The sequence below is a fragment of the Bradyrhizobium sp. B039 genome (genome assembly GCF_038965675.1).
GTDB classification, from domain to species: Bacteria; Pseudomonadota; Alphaproteobacteria; order Rhizobiales; family Xanthobacteraceae; genus Bradyrhizobium; species Bradyrhizobium diazoefficiens.
Genome location: NZ_CP152416.1, coordinates 483587 through 500777, shown reverse-complemented (window position 1 = coordinate 500777; position 17191 = coordinate 483587). Strand labels below are relative to the sequence as shown.

16 protein-coding genes are annotated in these 17191 nt (G+C 65.0%); 11 read left to right on the top strand and 5 right to left on the bottom strand.

Translation table 11 applies throughout. The annotated features are described in order from the left end of the window. The first annotated feature begins 242 nt into the window (after positions 1–242). Positions 243–1061, top strand: a complete 819-nt coding sequence (locus AAFG50_RS02225) for a uracil-DNA glycosylase (RefSeq protein ID WP_028175255.1) — start codon at positions 243–245, stop codon at positions 1059–1061. Then, a complete protein-coding gene (locus AAFG50_RS02220; RefSeq protein WP_028175256.1) occupies positions 1058–2668 on the top strand; it encodes an amidohydrolase family protein in 1611 nt (536 codons plus the stop codon). Before AAFG50_RS02225 ends, AAFG50_RS02220 begins: the two co-directional genes overlap by 4 nt. A 7-nt stretch (positions 2669–2675) precedes the next feature. On the opposite strand, the gene AAFG50_RS02215 is transcribed toward AAFG50_RS02220, so the two are convergent. Both AAFG50_RS02215 and AAFG50_RS02210 read right to left on the bottom strand, forming a co-directional pair. After that, positions 2676–3710 (bottom strand): aldo/keto reductase, encoded by a 1035-nt coding sequence (locus AAFG50_RS02215; RefSeq protein ID WP_028175257.1) that lies wholly within the window; start codon positions 3708–3710, stop codon positions 2676–2678. A 10-nt stretch (positions 3711–3720) separates the two neighbouring features. Continuing rightward, positions 3721–4902 carry an MFS transporter gene (locus AAFG50_RS02210; protein ID WP_028175258.1) on the bottom strand — a complete coding sequence of 394 codons (1182 nt, stop codon included), beginning with the start codon at positions 4900–4902 and terminating at the stop codon, positions 3721–3723. Positions 4903–5000: 98 nt separating this feature from the next. On the opposite strand from AAFG50_RS02210, the gene AAFG50_RS02205 reads away from it, so the two are divergent. Beyond that, the gene (locus tag AAFG50_RS02205; protein WP_028175259.1) at positions 5001–5978 is read left to right on the top strand and encodes a LysR family transcriptional regulator; all 978 of its coding nucleotides are present in this window, start codon (positions 5001–5003) and stop codon (positions 5976–5978) included. Between the two features lie 258 nt (positions 5979–6236). After that, positions 6237–7034, top strand: coding sequence for a (S)-ureidoglycine aminohydrolase (gene allE, locus AAFG50_RS02200; protein ID WP_342714145.1), 798 nt, complete (start codon positions 6237–6239; stop codon positions 7032–7034). Between the two features lie 55 nt (positions 7035–7089). Here the strand turns inward: allE and AAFG50_RS02195 are convergent, their stop codons facing one another. The 3 genes from AAFG50_RS02195 to AAFG50_RS02185 all read right to left on the bottom strand — a co-directional run bounded on the left by AAFG50_RS02195 (position 7090) and on the right by AAFG50_RS02185 (position 8783). Next, positions 7090–7497, bottom strand: a complete 408-nt coding sequence (locus AAFG50_RS02195; protein WP_039186318.1) for a RidA family protein — start codon at positions 7495–7497, stop codon at positions 7090–7092. A 180-nt stretch (positions 7498–7677) separates the two neighbouring features. Next, positions 7678–7932 (bottom strand): hypothetical protein, encoded by a 255-nt coding sequence (locus tag AAFG50_RS02190; RefSeq protein ID WP_011083087.1) that lies wholly within the window; start codon positions 7930–7932, stop codon positions 7678–7680. Then, complete coding sequence (locus AAFG50_RS02185) at positions 7929–8783, bottom strand: AraC family transcriptional regulator (RefSeq protein ID WP_028175262.1); 855 nt, start codon at positions 8781–8783, stop codon at positions 7929–7931. Before AAFG50_RS02185 ends, AAFG50_RS02190 begins: the two co-directional genes overlap by 4 nt. A 525-nt stretch (positions 8784–9308) precedes the next feature. On the opposite strand from AAFG50_RS02185, the gene AAFG50_RS02180 reads away from it, so the two are divergent. The 7 genes from AAFG50_RS02180 to AAFG50_RS02150 all read left to right on the top strand — a co-directional run bounded on the left by AAFG50_RS02180 (position 9309) and on the right by AAFG50_RS02150 (position 17126). Further along, the gene (locus AAFG50_RS02180) at positions 9309–11132 is read left to right on the top strand and encodes a PAS domain-containing sensor histidine kinase (RefSeq protein ID WP_231166757.1); all 1824 of its coding nucleotides are present in this window, start codon (positions 9309–9311) and stop codon (positions 11130–11132) included. Beyond that, positions 11129–11800: a response regulator transcription factor gene (locus AAFG50_RS02175; RefSeq protein WP_028175264.1), complete on the top strand. Its 672-nt coding sequence runs from the start codon at positions 11129–11131 to the stop codon at positions 11798–11800. Before AAFG50_RS02180 ends, AAFG50_RS02175 begins: the two co-directional genes overlap by 4 nt. Before the next feature lie 100 nt (positions 11801–11900). After that, positions 11901–12278, top strand: coding sequence for a response regulator (locus tag AAFG50_RS02170; protein ID WP_028175265.1), 378 nt, complete (start codon positions 11901–11903; stop codon positions 12276–12278). A 153-nt stretch (positions 12279–12431) separates the two neighbouring features. Next, positions 12432–14315: an FUSC family protein gene (locus AAFG50_RS02165; RefSeq protein ID WP_028175266.1), complete on the top strand. Its 1884-nt coding sequence runs from the start codon at positions 12432–12434 to the stop codon at positions 14313–14315. Next, positions 14312–14515 carry a DUF1656 domain-containing protein gene (locus AAFG50_RS02160; protein ID WP_028175267.1) on the top strand — a complete coding sequence of 68 codons (204 nt, stop codon included), beginning with the start codon at positions 14312–14314 and terminating at the stop codon, positions 14513–14515. Before AAFG50_RS02165 ends, AAFG50_RS02160 begins: the two co-directional genes overlap by 4 nt. 11 nt (positions 14516–14526) lie before the next feature. Then, a complete protein-coding gene (locus AAFG50_RS02155) occupies positions 14527–15822 on the top strand; it encodes an HlyD family secretion protein (protein ID WP_028175268.1) in 1296 nt (431 codons plus the stop codon). A 299-nt stretch (positions 15823–16121) separates the two neighbouring features. After that, positions 16122–17126 carry an AraC family transcriptional regulator gene (locus tag AAFG50_RS02150; protein ID WP_039186323.1) on the top strand — a complete coding sequence of 335 codons (1005 nt, stop codon included), beginning with the start codon at positions 16122–16124 and terminating at the stop codon, positions 17124–17126. Positions 17127–17191: the final 65 nt, after the last annotated feature.

The window sequence follows — 17191 nt, the reverse complement described above, 5'->3', positions numbered from 1 at the left end:
CTGAAATTGCGCCGCGGAGGTTATGGAGATCACGCGACCGTGTACAGGCGCGTTTCTGCATGGCGCGTTGTCGCGACGCTCTGTCACGGCCCCGGAGCCAGGGACGCCCGTGAACCTTTGCGCCCGCTGTCTTGACCCATATATTGGTTGAATTGTGCAACAGACTACCGCTGAGATTGCGGCATAACGACCAGGTTTTTTGACGCAGCTATTCTTGACATCGGCAGATTGGAGCATTTTCCATGCTCACAGAATTCGACGCCGGATACGGCGAGCAACCCTTTCGCGATCTGTGCGCCAACTACCCCGGCGCTGAAGCCTACGATCCCCACGACTTCCGCATCGAATGGGGGCCCATCTTTCACCGCGGCCGGCTCGACGGATCGGCGCGTGTGCTCATCGTCGGCCAGGATCCCGCCCAGCACGAGACCATCGTACGCCGAATCCTGGTCGGCACCGCGGGCCGCCGGACCCAGGGCTTTCTGGCCAAGCTCGGCATCGTGCAGAGCTATGTGATGGTGAACACCTTCCTGTACAGCGTTTACGGCCAGAGCGGCGGCTCCAAGCACAAGAACGAGCCGGGCATCGTCGACTATCGCAACAAATGGTTCAAGGCCGTGCTGGGCCCCGGCAACATCGAGGCTGTCATCTCGCTCGGCGGCCTCGCGGACGAGGCCTGGAAAGCCTGGCTCAAGAGCTCCGACGGCGCGGCCTACAAGACCCTCGCGTATCAGCACATCACGCACCCGACCTGGCCGGAAAGCTCCGCGCATGATTCCGCGACGCAGGCGGCGAATACCAAGATCATGCTGGCCAAATGGAATGCCGCCCTCGCGGCGCTGGCGCCTGAGGTCAAGCATCCCGACGTGCCGACGACACTCGTGCCGTACGGCGACGCCTTCAAGCCGTCCGAGCTTGTCGACATCATTGCAAAGGACCTTCCGGCGGGACTGCCGGCCTGGATGCGTGGAGATACGCCGTGGGCCGTGCGCCAGGGCGTTGACGCGGCGGCCAAGCGGCGCACCATCATGATCACCATTCCCGATGGGGTGATTCCATGAGCCCGGCCGCAAACCCGAAGCGATGGGCGCTGACCGGCCGGATCGTGACGATGGCCACTGAGGGCGACGTCATCAAGAACGGGACGATCTTCATCGAGGACAATCGGATCGCCGCGATCCTGCCCAAAGGACGGCCGGCCCCGGCGGGCTTCGAGGCCGTCGCCGCGGTGACCACCGGCGGCACCATCTATCCCGGCCTGATCGAGCTGCATAATCACCTCAGCTACAACGTCCTGCCGCTCTGGCGCGTGCCGCAACTCTTTGGCAATCGCGACCAGTGGCAGAATGCCAAATCGTACAAGACGTCCGTGACCGGCCCGATGAGCGCGATCGCCCTTGCCGACGACGGCTCGCTGCTGCCGGCCCTGGTTCGCTATGTCGAAGCCAAATGCCTGGTCGCGGGAACGACGACGAGCCAGGGGATCACGCTGTCGAACTGGAGCGGCACGATCCACAAATATTACAAGGGCGCGCTGCGCGCCGCCGAGATCGGGAGCCCGCCCGATCTTCCGCGGGCACACTCCAAGATTCCCGACATCGATGCCGAGGATTGGGCGAAGTTCGACAACGAGCTGAAATCGTCGGCGTGTTTCCTGCTCCACTTAAGCGAGGGCATCGATACCAAGGCGCATAGCCACTTCCTGGCGCTGCGCAATTCCGCGGGAGATTGGGCGATCGAGCCGTCGCTGGCCGGCATTCATTGCACGGCGCTCGATGCGACCGACTTCGGAACGATGGCCCAGCACCAGGCCAAGGTCGTCTGGTCGCCCCTGAGCAACCTGCTGCTCTATGGCAGGACGACCGATGTCGCCGCAGCGCGCGCCGCAGGCCTCACCATCGCGCTGGGCTCGGATTGGTCGCCGTCCGGCAGCAAGAACCTGCTGGGCGAGCTGAAGGCGGCGAAGGTCGTATCCGCGCATTTCAATCTCGGCTTCAGCGATTACGATATCGTCGCGATGGCAACGCGCAATCCGGCCGCGATCCTGAAGTGGGACTCAAAGCTGGGAACCATCGCCAAGGGCAAGTTCGCCGATCTCCTCGTCGTGAAGGGTGTCACCGGCGATCCTTACGCCCACCTGATCAAATCGCGCGAGCAGGATATCGTCCTGGTCACGATCGGCGGGCGAGCGCGCTATGGGACCAAGAAGGCCATGCAGCAGGCAGGCGGAAGCGGCGAGGCCCTCAAAGTCGGCAGGAGTGCGCGGGTGATCGATTTCACCTCGCCCGACCAGGATCCGGGGATCGAGAAGATCACGCTGTCGGAAGCAACGACACGATTGAGTGCCGCGCTCGGCAATCTCGGCACGTTGCAGCCGCACAGCATCGCGATGTCGGCCGCGATCGCGAGCGGAACGGTGTCACGAACCGGATGGCGTCTCGCGCTGGACGAGCAGTTCGGCAACAACGTCCAATTGCGCCCGCGGCTGGCATATAACGGCATCCGGACCGGTCCGGATTTGGCAGCTGTCGCAGCAGCCGCCGAGCCGCTGCATCCGATCAAGCTGGATGGCCTCACGGTGGCCGACGATCCCGTCTTCATCGACACGCTGAAGAGCGAACCCAACCTTCCGCAGGGGCTAGGCGCAGCGATCGCCGCCTTCTATTAGCTATCCGTCACACCAGCGGTGGATTGAGCCGCGCAAAACCCTCCTGGATGCGATAGGGGTAATAGGGATAGGGCGGCATCACGGCGCTCGCCTCGTCGAGACGCTTGATCTGATCCGCGCCCAGCGACCAGCCGACCGCACCGAGATTGTCGCGCAGCTGCGCCTCATCACGGGAACCGATGATCACGGAAGAGACGGTGGGGCGCGACAGCAACCAGGCGATCGCGACCTGCGGCACGGTGCGGCCGGTCTCGGCGGCAATCGCATCCAGCACGTCGACGATCGCGTAAAGCCGCTGCTCGTCCACGGGCGGGCCGAATTGCGCGGTGGCGTGCAGGCGGCTCTGTTGCGGCAGCGGTTGGCCGCGCCGGATCTTTCCGGTCAGCCGCCCCCAACCGAGCGGGCTCCAGACCAGCGCGCCGACGCCCTGATCGCGCGCGAGCGGCATCAGCTCCCACTCATAGTCGCGGCCGAGCAGCGAGTAATAGACCTGGTGCGCGACATAGCGCGGCCAGCCGTGCCGGTCCGCGATGGCGAGCGACTTCATCAGCTGCCAGCCCGCGAAATTGGAAACGCCGACATAGCGCAGCTTGCCGGCACGCACGAGCGTATCGAGGGTCGACAGCACCTCCTCGATCGGTGTGAACGCGTCGAACGCGTGAAGCTGAAGGAGGTCGATGGTGTCGGTGCCGAGCCGTTGCAGCGCTGCGTCGACCGCAGTCAGCAACCGCTGCCGCGATGAGCCGGCATCGAGCGGGCCATCGCCCATCGGCAGGCTCATCTTGGTCGAGATCAGCACCTTGTCGCGGCGGCCCTTGATCGCAGCGCCGAGAATCTCCTCGGAGGCGCCGTTCGAATAGACGTCCGCGCTGTCGAACAGATTGACGCCGGCATCGAGGCAGATGTCGACCAGCCTGCGCGCCTCCTCAATGCCGCTGCGGCCCCAGGCGGAGAATAACGGGCCTTGGCCGCCGAAAGTGCCGGTGCCGAAGCTGAGGACGGGGACCTTGAGTCCGGAAGCGCCGAGATTGCGGTATTCCATGATCGCGCTCCTATTCCGCCGGGCACGCTGCGACGGCGACCGCAGTACGGTCGAGCCGGAGGCTCCACAACGCCAGCACGAGGCCGATCGCGGTGATTCCGGCCGCCACCAGCGGCAACGCGGAGAGGTCGAGCCCGCGATCGATGGTGACACCGCCGGCCCAGGCCCCCAGCGCGTTGCCGAGATTGAACGCGGCGATGTTGAGGCTCGAGGCGAGCGTGCGGCCGCTCGGGCCGGCGGCTTCCAGCACGCGAAGCTGGAGCGGCGCGACGGTTGCGAAGGCGGCGATGCCGAGCAGCAGGATCAGCGCGACAGCGGGGATCTTGACCGACAGCACCGCGGCAAGGCCAAGCAGCACGATGGCGAGCGCGGCGAGAGTGCCGATCAGGGCCCGCGCCAGGCCGCGGTCGGCGAGCTTGCCGCCCGCGACGTTGCCGATCGCAAGACCCGCGCCGAACACCAGCAGGATCGGCGACACCGCTTCCTCCGAAAAACCGGTGAAGCGCGTCAGGATCGGCTGGATATAGGTGAAGACGACGAACAGGCCGGCAAAGCCGAACACGGTCATGGCGAGGCCGAGCAGCACCTGCGGACGGCCGAGCACCGCGAGCTCTTCCGCCAGCGAGATCGGCTTGTCGCCGTTGCCGACATGGCCGGGCACGAACGCGGCGACCACGGCGAAGGCAATCACGCCGATCACCGTCACCGCCCAGAACGCCGCGCGCCAGCCGAGCATCAGGCCGAACCAGGCGCCGAAGGGCACGCCCAGCAGCGTTGCGACCGTGAGGCCGATGAACATGGTAGCGATCGCCGAGGCGCGCTTGTCCTCGGCGACGAGGCCGGTGGCCACGACCGAGCCCACGCCGAAGAACGTGCCGTGGGCCAGCGAGGTCAGCACCCGCGCCGCCATCAGCAATTCGTAGTTCGGCGCCAGCGCGCAGGCGGCATTGCCGAGCGTGAAGATCGCCATCAGCGCCAGCAATACGGTTTTGCGCGGCATCCGCCGCGTCGCCAGCGTCAGAACCGGCGCGCCGACGAACACACCCAGCGCATAGCCGGAGATGAGGAGGCCCGCGATCGGCACGGAGACATGCATGTCGGCGGCGACCTGGAGCAAGAGGCCCATGATGATGAATTCGGTGGTGCCGATGCCGAAGGCACCGGCGGTGAGCGCAAGGACGGCGGGAGGCATGCGGGACTCCAGTGGATGGCACGAGCCACGCAGATAGCCGCGCTGCAGCAAAAGCATTAGGATGTCCGCAATCCAATCATTTGTGACGTGAATTCAACATGGCCCGTTTCGACACCAACCGCTCCGCCGAGATGGAGGTTTTCGTCCGCGTCGTCGACCTGGGCGGGTTCACCCAGGCCGCGCGAAAACTGCGCCTGACGCCGTCGGGCGTCAGCAAGCTGATCTCGCGGCTGGAGGCACGGCTCGGCTCGCGGCTGATCAACCGCACCACGCGCAAGCTCACGCTGACGGAGGAAGGCCAGGCCTTCTACCAGCGCGCCGTGCGCATTCTCGCCGAGATGGAGGAGGCCGAGCGCGAGGCAGCTTCAGGCGCGGCACCGCGCGGCCGCCTCACCGTCAACAGCAACATCCCCTTCGGCATGCTGCATGTGATGCCGCTGATCCCGCGCTTCCTGGAACAGCATCCCGACGTCACGCTCGATCTGGTGCTGACCGACACACTGATCGACCTGATGCAGGAGCGCGCTGACGTCGCGATTCGCGTCGGACCGTTGCGGGCCTCACGCCTCGTCGCGCGAAAACTCGGCACCAGCCACATGGTTGTGGTCGGCGCGCCGAATTATCTCGCGCGCTTCGGTACGCCGAAGATTCCGGCGGATCTTGCCGATCACCGCGGCATCGGCTGGACCTTTCCGCGCTCGATCCGCGGCTGGCCATTCAAGCGCGGCGAGCACACCGAGGAAGCCATGCCGCCGCCGGCCGCCCGTGCCAGCGACGGCGAAGCCGCCCGCCGCCTCGCGCTCGGCGGCGTGGGCCTCGCCCGCCTCGCCCTCTTCCACATCGGCCCCGACATCGAATCAGGCCGCCTCGTCCCGGTCTTGCAGAACTACAATCCCGGCGACCGCGAAGACATCCACGCTGTCTATGTCGGCCACACCGCGCCGCTCCCGGCGCGCGTCCGCGCGTTCATCGATTTTCTGGCGGAGCACGTGCGGGTGAGCGACCCCGCGCTGAAGCGCGCGGGGGACGGGAAATGGAGGGTGATGGAAATCCAGCGGACGCGTCCTATTCCTTGAGCTAAGCCTCACGTCAGCGTCGCATCGGAGCTCGACCTGGTCCGGCTCATTGCTCCACTGTCCTTTCCGCATTGATGCGAGGGACTGGCTGGTATGTTCTGCATTCGCGCTCTCGTCGCAAGGATCCCGTGATGATAACTGTCCGGAACCGGCTGCAACGTGAAGCGGGCTCCAGTGTCCGCGGCATGTTTCCGAAACCCGCCGACGCGGCCTTTCGCTAGAACCTTTCGATTGAACCAGACTCCCCGAGGACCTCAGATGCATCCCACCGACTTGCCCGGCCAACCCGGCATCGTTCCTCCCGGAGCGATCGGCCACAATCGCGGCGTTGTCAGTCGCAACTTCGCGTTCATGCCGCCGGAAGGCGTGTTGAAGAGCCGGCTTCCGGCGTGGAAATCCACAACCGTGCGCTTTCTGGCGGCGCCTTCGCTCGGCGCCGGTTTTGCCCAATATATGCTGGAAATCGAGCCCGCGGGCGGTACGGCCCAGCCGATCTGTGTGGACCTGCAGCACTTCTTCTATGTTGTGGCAGGAGGCGTGGACGTGACCATCGGCTCCGACCCGCCAGTGGAGCTTGCTGTCGGCGCCTTTGTCTATGTACCGCCCGGCGTATCCTTCACGATGTCCTGTCATCCCACCACGCCTGCCCGCATCATCGCCGTCAAGAAGCGCTATGAGAAGGCCGAGGGCATCGCCACCCCGACGGCGATCATCGGTCAACAACAATCCATGCCGATGACGAACCATACCGGGCTGCAGGGCCGCGGGTTCAAGCACCTGCTGCCAATGGGCGACCTGCGGTTCGACTTTGAGATGAACCTGATGTTTTTCCAGCCCGGCGTCTGCTTCCCGGCTGTCGAAACGCACATCATGGAGCACGGATTGTTCATGCTGGAGGGGCAAGGCCTGTATTATCTCGGCAATAGCTGGCACGAAATCTGGGTTGATGATTTCATCTGGATGGGATCGTTCTGTCCGCAGCAATTCTATCCCACCGGCCTGAACCACTCGGTTTATCTGCTGTACAAGAACGTCAACCGGGACGTCGTCCTCTGACGATGGCCGATGAGCGCCGGCAAGACGGGGCAAAGCGAACAAGCTTCGGGGATCTTCAGCCTGACGCCTGAGACGTGTCGCGCGCGCCCGCCGGCAGAGCGGCAGTGATGATGATCTCGATCATATCGCCATCGGGCATGACCGACTGCACGAACGAGCGCACCGGCCCATAACCCGCCGGCATCCAGCTCGCCCAGGCCTCGTCGAAGGCTGGCTTGTTGTCGTGGTCGGTCACCACGATCTCAGCCTTGACGATGCGCGTACGGTCCAGACCCGCATCCTTCAGATAAGTATCGATGACGCCCAAGGCGCTCAGCGTCTGTATGCGAATGTCCTGGGTGCGATCAGGTGAAACCGCCACCACCCACAGCAACCCGCCGCCGCCCGGCATATGATATGTTGTTACCGCTGACTTGCTGGGCAGATTCCTGTTCGCGATGCGCGTGATGTCGTTTGCATTCATTCTGGGCTCTTGGGCTTGGAGGAGATTCTCGCGATGACGCCTGAGGCCTAACAGCTATCGCGCTCGAAATAGTTCGGAATCGTTGCTTGCCGCACAAAATCGTGGGATGGCGGAGGGTGTCAGTCAATCCCCGTTGAAAGGTACAGCATTCTCGACATTCCGAGACTGGCTCCGTCTCCTTCAGCTTTGCGTGGCCGTTTCTTCGATCGACGGCTCCATCAAGGCATAGTGCGCGATGCCGGCGGCAATGAGCCTGCAGAAGTTTATGGTAACGCGACCGTAGAAGGCGCCCGCCCCGGGTTCCGAGGATGCGAACCGATAGGAGGCGCCGAGACCGCGAGCGATCTCCAACAATCCCATGATCTCATGGTGCACCAGCGCCGAATGAATGCCGACCAGCTGCAGCAGCAGGGCCTGAATGCCAGGGTTGCTCATGACGGTCTTGCTCCGACGGGCGGCAGCGGCAGGAATTGCGCGAGATAGGCGCTCCTCCATTGATACGGCGTGTCGCCCGCGAAGCGCTTGAACACCGTCGTGAAATGAGCCTGCGTCTGGAACCCGACGGTCAAGGCGATGTCGACGAGCGAGACGTCAGCTTGTTGCAGCAATTCCTGGGCCCGCTCGATCCGCCGCTTCAGCAAATACTCGTGCGGCCTGATGCCGACGGCCGCCCGGAACTGCGCCGCGAAGTGCATCCGGCTAAGGCCGGCAACGGCGGCCAGATGCTCCAAGGTCACCTTCGCGGCCAGATTGTCGTCGACATACTGCATGACGCGCTTGAGGCGCCATTTCTGCAACGACCGCACCGCCCGGCAAACCCGGCCTTCATGATCACCCTCGGCCGACTCGGGCTGGCCTTGTCCGGCCACCGTCCGCCGGCTTGCCTTGCGGGTCAGAATGGCCAGACGCAGCGCATCGACAAGGATGGCAGAATGGGGATGGTGCATGGCTTTGGTGGCCGCGAGCGCATCCGCGAGGCGCTGCATCACCGGATCCGTGAATCCTTCCGCGCCCGTCTCCCGATCGACCTCCGAGGAGGCGCACGCAAGCCGTTTCGCGGACACCCTGAAGCTCGGCTCGCTGTCGGCAGATCCCCGCACGTCCGGCGCAGGCGGCTCGATGGCCAGCGCAACATCCAGATGAACGAGGGAGAGCGTCATGGCCTCCTCGCCGGAGCGCCGTGAACGTCTCGATGACCGCAGCCGCCCACGTTCGATTGACGAGACGTCGATTGCGGCGGCGACATGGTCCTTGGCATTTTGCGGGTGTGACATCTGCAGCGACATCGTCGAACTCCTTGTTCCATTTCGCATCGGCAATGTCTGACGACTTGTCCGAATGCGATGGGAGCAGAGTAGTTCGGCGATCCGCGCGCTCCATTCTACGCGCGGGTGCATGGATAAGGTCTCGGGTTAACTGCGTCATACCTAGGTATGATCGCGGTACAGCCACCGGGCGAGAGTGCGAGCGGAACACCCCGTCCGCAGCTACGGACGCACGAGGCCGGCGGCTCGGCGCGCCTGCGGTAAGTTGACGCGGCCGTGATCGGCGATATCACCGAGAAGCCTCGTTCCGCCGGAGAATCTCCCGGTCGCGCCCGCGCCGGATTCAACTGTCCAGGAAGTCTTCCACGAGAGCACGAAAATCGGCCGGCTGGATATTGTGGACGCGATCAAATCGCGGCATCAACGTGGCTGCTATGAGAAGAAGCACAGCCTGCGACGATGACGAACCTTGATCGGCCCACGGGTTCATCCATGAGCCGCGCCGGCTTGCGGTTCTGGTCCGCGGCCCTCGCCTTCGCGGTCTTCATGGTTGACGTGCTGACGCCGCTCGAGGGCGCGGTCGCAGTCCTCTATGTCATCGCGATCCTCCTTGCGGCGAGGACGAATCGGCGCAACGACATCATCGTCGCCGCGACCGGCTGTGTCGTCCTGACCATAACCGCCTATCTGCTGTCGCACGATCTGCATGAAATCGCCTCGCCCGCCCTTCGCGCGCTGGTGAGCCTCGCGGCGATCGGGATCACCACCCTGCTGGTGCTGCAGAATCACGCGGCGACGACGCGCCTCGCGGCGCAAGCGCGGCTGCTCAATCTCTCGCATGACATGATCTTCGTCAGGGATCGCGGCGGCGTGATCACGTTCTGGAACAAAACCGCGGAACAGACTTACGGCTGGTCGGCCGACGAGGCGCTCGGGCAGCTCGCCGACAAGCTTCTGCGGACCAGCTATTCCGACCGGCGGGAAGCCATCGAGGCCAGCCTGCTCGATACCGGGCGATGGGAAGGCAGGGTTGAGCAACGGACGAAGGCCGGCACCGCGCTCACCGTCGACGCCCGATGGGCCCTTCAGCACGACCATCTCGGCAAACCCGTCGGGGTGCTCGAAACGCACACCGACGTTACGGACCGCGTGGCGGCGCACAGCGCGCTGGTGCAGAGCGAGCAACGATACCGCCGGATGTTCGACGCAAGCCGGATCGGCGTCGTCGAGGAGGACTGGAGCGGACTGCGGACCGCGCTGGATTTGCTGCAGACCGGAGGGGCGGACCTGCGCGACTATCTGGCACGCAACCCCGATTTCGTCAGGCATGCCCGCCGCCTCGCCAGAATCACCGACGTCAATCCGGCCCTGCAGAAGATGGCGGGGGCAAGCGGCTCTGCGGCCTTCATCGAGAACGCGGACAAGCTGCTGGGCGAGAATGATCGCAGTTTCCTCGACGCCCTGGTCGCATTCGCGAATGGAGAGCGGTTTCACGAAGGGGAGACCCAGCTCGTGAGCTTCGACGGGCGTAAGGTCCCCGTGCTGTTCACGATCACCTTTCCGCCCGAACCCGACGGAGATCAAAACGTGCTCGTCTTCGTCGTCGACATCACCGAGCGCAAGCAGGCTCAGGATGCACTGCTCGCGGCGCAAGCCGAGCTCGCCCATGCTGCGCGCGTTGCCACCCTCGGCGAGCTCAGCGCGTCCATAGCGCACGAGGTGAACCAGCCGCTGGCGGCAATCGTCACCAGCGGCGAAGCCGGCTTGCGATGGCTGCGGCGCGACGTACCCGATCTCAAGGAGGTCGCCACCACGATCGGCCATGTTGTTGCTCAGGGCCGCCGCGCCAGCGAGATCGTGACCAGGATCCGGACCTTCCTGAAGAAGGCTGCACCCCAGCAGGATCTGCTGCAAATCGGCGAGGTCATCGAGGAGGCGACTGCGCTGGTCGCGCGCGAGCTCGCCAAGGACGACGTCGCCCTCATCGTCGAGCCGCAGCACGGCCTGCCGCCGGTTCGCGGCGACCGGATTCAGCTGCAGCAGGTCCTGGTCAATCTTCTGATCAATGCCAGCCAGGCGATGTCAGGCCGGCCCGGTTCCCGCGTCATCACGCTGCGTGCAGGCACCGTGGACAGCGAGACCCTCGCCATCACGGTGCAGGACAGCGGCCCGGGCATCCCGCCTGATGACATGGCACGCCTGTTCGATCCGTTCTTCACGACGAAGGACGGCGGGATGGGCATGGGGCTTGCGATCTGCCGAACGACGGTGGAAGCTCACGGCGGCCGATTGTCGGTGGTGAGCACCCCGGGCTCGGGAGCGACATTCCACCTGACATTGCCATATAGCCAAGAACACGCCTCGCCATGACACGACCAAACCAGGCTCAGCCGCCGACGCAACCCTCAAGCGCGACTGTCATCATCGTCGATGACGATGCGGGCATCCGCGCCTCGCTCGACAGCCTGTTCCGATCCGTCGGCCTCGAGACGCGCCTGTTCGGCTCGCCGGCGGAACTGCTCGGCGGCTCGCTGCCCGGCGGCCCCGGCTGCATCGTGCTGGACGTCCGCCTTCCCGGCGTGAGCGGGCTCGATCTGCAGAGCCAGCTCGTCCGGCAGGGCATCAGCTATCCGATCATCTTCATGACGGGCCATGGGGACATTCCGATGTCGGTGCGTGCCATGAAGGCCGGTGCCGTCGATTTCCTCTCCAAGCCGTTTCGCGACCAGGACATGCTCGATGCGGTGACGGCGGCGCTCGAACGTGATGCGCAGCACCGTGCCGAAGCCGCGACCAAGGAGGACATCCGCGCCCAGTACGAGACCCTGACGGCGCGCGAGCGCGAGGTGATGGGCCATGTCACCGCCGGCCTGATGAACAAGCAGGTCGCGGCCCTGATCGGCCTCAGCGAGATCACGGTCAAGATCCACCGCGGGAACGTCATGCGCAAGATGGGGGTTCGGTCGCTGGCCGACCTCGTCCGCAAGGCCGAGGCGCTGGGGGTATCCCAAACCCGCGGGACTACGGATCACACCTGAGTATAATTCCTGCGGGACTGCCCCGGGTGCATAAGGCGCCATCGGCCGCGCAAAGGGAGATGCCCTCCTTGCGGAACACCGCGGTCAGGATTGTGTGCCAATGGCCAAAACCCCGGTGATTGCGATCGTGGACGACGACGAAGGCGTTCGCACGTCGCTGGCGAGCCTGGTGCGCTCGATCGGCTACGAGGCCCAGGCCTACGAATCCGGCATGGATTTCCTGCGGCAGGCACCGGGAGACGACCCGGCATGCATGATCGCCGACGTCCAGATGCCTGTCATCACCGGCGATGAGCTGCAGGCACAGTTGATCGCGTCCGGCCGACGCTTCCCGATCATCTTCATGACGGCATTTCCAAGCGAATCCGTGCGCCGGCGCGTGATGGCGGCTGGCGCGCATTGCTATCTCGGCAAGCCCTCCAGCGGTGACGAGATCATCCGTTACCTCGAAGAGGCGCTGGCAGGCCACGCGCCGTAGTCCGCAAGACGGCCCCTGCCCCCAACCGGACGTGCATTCCGGCAAGCGGGTTGGTGGACCGGAAATACCGGCAAGCCCCGCAAACCTCATATTCGGCGCTGATTTTGCGAGATCGGCAGGCCCGCACGCTCTGCCGGAAACGGATGGGGCACGATGCCAGTGAATACCACCAGTGCCGCCGCGCCGCGCCCGCTGGTCTTTGCCGGCTTTCCGGCAAGTTCCTGGGCGTTCGCGCTGCGGGTCTGGCTGGCGATGCTGCTCGCGTTGTATTTGGGCTTCTGGCTCGAGCTCGAATCCCCGTCGTCGGCCGCCCTCACCGTGGCCGTCCTGGCGCTGCCGACACGCGGTCAGGGTATGGAAAAAGCCGGCTACCGGCTGCTCGCAACCGTCATCGGCGTCATCGCCTCGATCGCGATCGCCGGCCTATTTTCCCAGACCGGCGGCCTCCTGCTGGTGGTGTTGGGCATCTGGGTCGGGCTTTGCACCTATGTGGCCGGCCTGCTGGATGGCAATCGCGCCTATGCGGCGGCACTCTGCTGCATCACCGTCGCCCTGATCGCCGTCGAGCAGATCGACACGCCGCTACAGGTGTTCCCGACCGGCGTCGCGCGTGGCGCAGCCATCGGCATCGGCGTCCTTGCGGTGGCGCTTGTGAACGAGGTTCTGGCCGCGCCGAGCTATCATCCGGTTCTGGCAAGCCGCATCGAAGTGCTGCACCGCCGGGTCACGGATCTCGCGCGAGATGCCGAGCGCGGCGAGACTCCATCCGCGGCCGTTGGGGCTGGACTGCTGCATGACATCGCCGCGGTGCGTCCGGAGATCGCCAGCCTGACGACGGAATCGAGCATCGGCACGGCAAGGACCGCGGCCGCGCGTTCCGCGCTGGTCGATCTCGTCGGCGCGTTCTCGCTCGGTCGCATGCTCGCAGCGCTCCCTGCCGCGTCCGCGCTGGCGCCAGATGCAGCCGGGCTGGTCGCGATATCCCGATCCTGGCTCCGGGCCGAAATCGGCCGAAACAACGCGCTAGTCCGCGGCAGCCTCGATGCGCTGCGCGAAGGGACGAGCCCGTATCGTGCATGGCGCGCACCGCTCTATCGCTCGCGCCGCATCGCGGCCGAGACTGGCGCACGGGCTGCGATCTCGTTCACGCTGATTGCAATTGTCTTCGTCCTGACGGGCTGGCCGACCACCGAGCTCTGCCTCTCGCTCGTTGCGGTGATCATCGGCCTCGGCTCGACGTCACCCTCGCCGCGCAACTTCACGATGGTGGCGGTGATGGCGACGCCGATCGCCTGCGTGCTGGCTGGCATCCTGAAATATCTCGTCTTCAACGGTGTGTCCGAATTTCAGCTGCTCGCTATCGGTCTTGCGCCTGTCGTCATCGGCCTCGCACTGCTGATCACGCTGCCGAGCCCCATGCTGTCTTCGATCGGCCGCCTCGTGCTGGTGTTCACCCTCGTCGTGCTCGCACCAACCAATCCGCAGAGCTACGACCCCGAGGTGTTTCTCGTGACGAGCCTGTTTGTCTGCCTGTCGTCCGTGCTCGTCTTCGCGGCGCAGCTGCTGCTGCCTCCCTTGTCGGGCGACCGGCGAGTTCGCCTGCTACTGGGAGAGGCCCGGCGCGAACTGAGCCGCGCCGACGGTGGACGAGCCCGCCACCTCGCGCCGGAGGAAGCCGCCTTTCGCGACGCGGCGCGGATCGAGCAGATTTTGACCGCAAACGGCCCCTCCGCGATCGACGATCAGATGGCCGGCACGGCGATGCGCTGTTTCGACCAGGCCGCAGCCCTGCGGCGTTGCCGCGCCGAACTGGACCGGGTCGGACAGGGGCCGCTGGCCGTAGCGGCGCAGGCCGCGCGAGAGGCCCTCACCCGTCGGAACAGCGGCGTGATCCTCGCTGCCGCCGAGGCGCTGCACCAGTCGGCAGCACGAAGCGACCTGTCGGCCAGCGCGGCCATTGCCGCGCTGATTGCGGCAAGCGTGGCCTTCGCGCCGTCACAATCTCCGGCCGACTCCAGCCAAGGGAAACGACCATGATGAACACCTATCGGGAACTCGTCATCGGCGGCGTGCTCATTGCCCCCATCGTTTCCTATGCGGCAACCGCGCTGCTCGCGTTCCTGTTACTGCGCCCGCTGCTGCGCTTCATCGGATTCGCGAAAGTCTTCAGCAACCCGTCGCTGGCCGAACTTTGCCTCTACGTGGCGATGTTCGGCATGCTCGCACTGTTCTTCTAGGGAGAAGAGTCATGGAAGCTACCCTGCCCCGCGACGCCGCCCCGCTTCGCAGCGAACCATCAGCCGAAGCACCGGGCGATGCCTCAAGTACCGCGGAGGGCTCCGCCGCACCGGAGACCGTGGCACGCGACACCAGCGATCGCACGGCGGACACCGTCAGACCTCCGACACAGGCAACGCCCTCCGCGAGGCCGCTGCACAAGGCTGTCGGCCGATTCATGCTCGGCGCCGGCAAGCATCTCGCGACCCTCGGCATCGCATTGGTCGCCGTCTTGATATCGGTTGCGACCTGGCAGCACTACGTCACTGCTCCCTGGACGCGGAACGGCAGCGTGCGTGTCCAGGTCGCCAATGTCGCGCCGCAGGTTGCAGGCAAGATCGTGGCGCTGCGGGTTGGCGACAACCAGTTCGTCCACAAGGGCGACGTCCTTTACGTCATCGACCCCTTCGACTTCGAAGTGGCCGTCCGAATCGGCAAGGCGCTGGTCGACCAGCGGGCCGCGGATCTGGAGGTGAAGCAGGCCGAGTTCGACCGGCGTCGGCATCTGTCCAACCTCGCGACGACGCCCGAAGAGCAGCAGATCTATGCAGGCAACGCAGCGCAGGCGAAGGCCGCCTACGAGGCGGCGGCACACCAGCTCGCACAGGCGGAGCTGAATTTGAAACGGACCAGCGTGACCAGTCCCGTCGATGGTTACGTCACGAATCTCCTGCTACGCGCAGGCGACTATGCCGTCACCGGCGTCAGCAACATCTCGGTGATCGATTCCAACAGTTTCTGGATCGACGGTTATTTCGAGGAAACCAAGATGGCTCGCGTCTGCGTCGGGGATCGCGCGGAAGCGCAATTGATTGGTTACGCCAAGCCGATCCTGGGGCATGTGAAGACCGTGACGCGAGGCGTCAGCGTGTCGAACGCCGCTGCGGGCACGCAGGGCTTGCCCAATGTCGACCCGATCTACACCTGGGTGCGGCTTGCCCAGCGCGTACCGGTTCGCGTCGCCATCGACACGGTGCCGCCGGATGTGCCGCTGGTCTCGGGCATGACGGCGACGGTGACAATCCGACAGCCCTCCGCGGGCGATCACCAGACCCGGTTCGACCGGTTCCGCGCGAGCTTCGTGGATCCCGTCACTGATCTGTTCGGCGCAGGACAACCGCCGCGTGCGAACTGCCTGCAGGCCACATCCCAGCAACGCCCCGAGGTGGAAGCGATCCCGTATTCGCGCGAACCCGCGGTTCCCCCGGCACAGTCGATCGCGCCCGGCCTTACACCCGGCATCGACGCCTCGCCACGTCTGCCCTGAACACGCCTGCTCTGAATTAGACGAACACGCCCGACCGGACGAGACGGCACCGCGTCAAACCTCTGGTCCGGCCGGTGCTGCGCTCTAACATCAGACCTCACTGCACATGTGCTTGATCCCTTTGGTTCAATTGAACTCTTTGCGACATGCGGTCGCACCTCTCGCATTTGCAAAATCTAATACCGCTTAAGCATCCTTAACGAGCCTTTCGACGAGGCCGCACCTATCGTTCGAGCATGGACCAGTTGCATTCGGCAGCCGTCACGACGGCGGCAGAATCCAGGACACGGGGACGAACGATGCTCACCGATATCCAAGCGGCCGGCGCCCGGTCGACGTATCAACCCAGCCGCCACGAACCGGCCTCCCCGCAGGAGACTCGCGCATTTCCCCTCGAACGGAGGTGGCGCCAGCCCGCGGCCACGCCTGACGACATCACGATCTCGCGCTGGACCTGCACGCAAACGGGCATAAGGCACGAAGAGGCGACGACGCCTGCCGACCGATACTTCTTCGCCATCGCCTTGAAGACGTCCCGCGCCAAACTGACCAGAGGCCGTCACACCATCTTCGACGGCATCATGCCGGCAGGCACGCTGTATATCGGCGCACCGTTGCAGCAGCTCAGTGCGCAGTTCTCGGCGCCGTGCGACTTCCTGCACTTCCACGTCTCGGCCAGCACTTATTTTCCGTTCCTAAGGCCTGGAGCAGGAACAGCCTCGGCCGAAGGCCTCAACGACCTCGTGCTGCTCCGCGACCCCTTTGCCGAACAGCTGGCGAAGGCGCTGACCGAACGCGGCCATTCGGCTGACCGGGAATTCGCGCGCTGCATCGGTCAGACGCTGGCAATGCACCTCGCCCGGCGCGAGCTGCCACACTCGAAAGTCAATGCCTTGCCGAAATGGCGACTGCGGCGCGTGGAGGAATACGTCGGGACGCACTTCGACCACTGCATCAGCTTGTCCGAGCTTGCCAAGGTGGCGGGACTGTCCCGGATGCACTTCGCGGCCCAGTTTCGCGCCGCGACGGGATACCGGCCGCGCGAGTACCTGCTGCATCAGCGCATCGAGCGTGCGAAATCGCTGCTGTCGAATTCCGAGACGGCCCTGGCCGAGGTGGCGCTGACCGTCGGCTTCTGCACCCAAGCGCATTTCTCGACCGTCTTCAAACGGATCACGGGTGACACGCCCGCGCGCTGGCGTTGCGCCAGCCGGAACGCATCGGCTTCGTCCAGGCTCTCCGGCGGCGATCCGGCTTCGACATACAAGGCCGTGTCTCACGTGCTGCCCGCGGACTTCTCTTGAATCATGCGAAATGAGAAACACAAGGGGTTCGTGAAATACTTTGGCCGCGGGATCGGCGATGCTGT

Coding starts and splice junctions, on each gene's coding strand:
- AAFG50_RS02165 (WP_028175266.1), top strand. CDS start 12,432: ATGCCAGTGAATACCACCAGTGCCGCCGCGCCGCGCCCGCTGGTCTTT.
- AAFG50_RS02190 (WP_011083087.1), bottom strand. CDS start 7,932: ATGAGCAACCCTGGCATTCAGGCCCTGCTGCTGCAGCTGGTCGGCATT.
- AAFG50_RS02195 (WP_039186318.1), bottom strand. CDS start 7,497: ATGAATGCAAACGACATCACGCGCATCGCGAACAGGAATCTGCCCAGC.
- AAFG50_RS02215 (WP_028175257.1), bottom strand. CDS start 3,710: ATGGAATACCGCAATCTCGGCGCTTCCGGACTCAAGGTCCCCGTCCTC.
- AAFG50_RS02150 (WP_039186323.1), top strand. CDS start 16,122: ATGCTCACCGATATCCAAGCGGCCGGCGCCCGGTCGACGTATCAACCC.
- AAFG50_RS02225 (WP_028175255.1), top strand. CDS start 243: ATGCTCACAGAATTCGACGCCGGATACGGCGAGCAACCCTTTCGCGAT.
- AAFG50_RS02155 (WP_028175268.1), top strand. CDS start 14,527: ATGGAAGCTACCCTGCCCCGCGACGCCGCCCCGCTTCGCAGCGAACCA.
- AAFG50_RS02160 (WP_028175267.1), top strand. CDS start 14,312: ATGATGAACACCTATCGGGAACTCGTCATCGGCGGCGTGCTCATTGCC.
- AAFG50_RS02185 (WP_028175262.1), bottom strand. CDS start 8,783: ATGTCGCTGCAGATGTCACACCCGCAAAATGCCAAGGACCATGTCGCC.
- AAFG50_RS02220 (WP_028175256.1), top strand. CDS start 1,058: ATGAGCCCGGCCGCAAACCCGAAGCGATGGGCGCTGACCGGCCGGATC.
- AAFG50_RS02180 (WP_231166757.1), top strand. CDS start 9,309: ATGGTTGACGTGCTGACGCCGCTCGAGGGCGCGGTCGCAGTCCTCTAT.
- AAFG50_RS02205 (WP_028175259.1), top strand. CDS start 5,001: ATGGCCCGTTTCGACACCAACCGCTCCGCCGAGATGGAGGTTTTCGTC.
- AAFG50_RS02175 (WP_028175264.1), top strand. CDS start 11,129: ATGACACGACCAAACCAGGCTCAGCCGCCGACGCAACCCTCAAGCGCG.
- AAFG50_RS02210 (WP_028175258.1), bottom strand. CDS start 4,902: ATGCCTCCCGCCGTCCTTGCGCTCACCGCCGGTGCCTTCGGCATCGGC.
- allE (WP_342714145.1), top strand. CDS start 6,237: ATGCATCCCACCGACTTGCCCGGCCAACCCGGCATCGTTCCTCCCGGA.
- AAFG50_RS02170 (WP_028175265.1), top strand. CDS start 11,901: ATGGCCAAAACCCCGGTGATTGCGATCGTGGACGACGACGAAGGCGTT.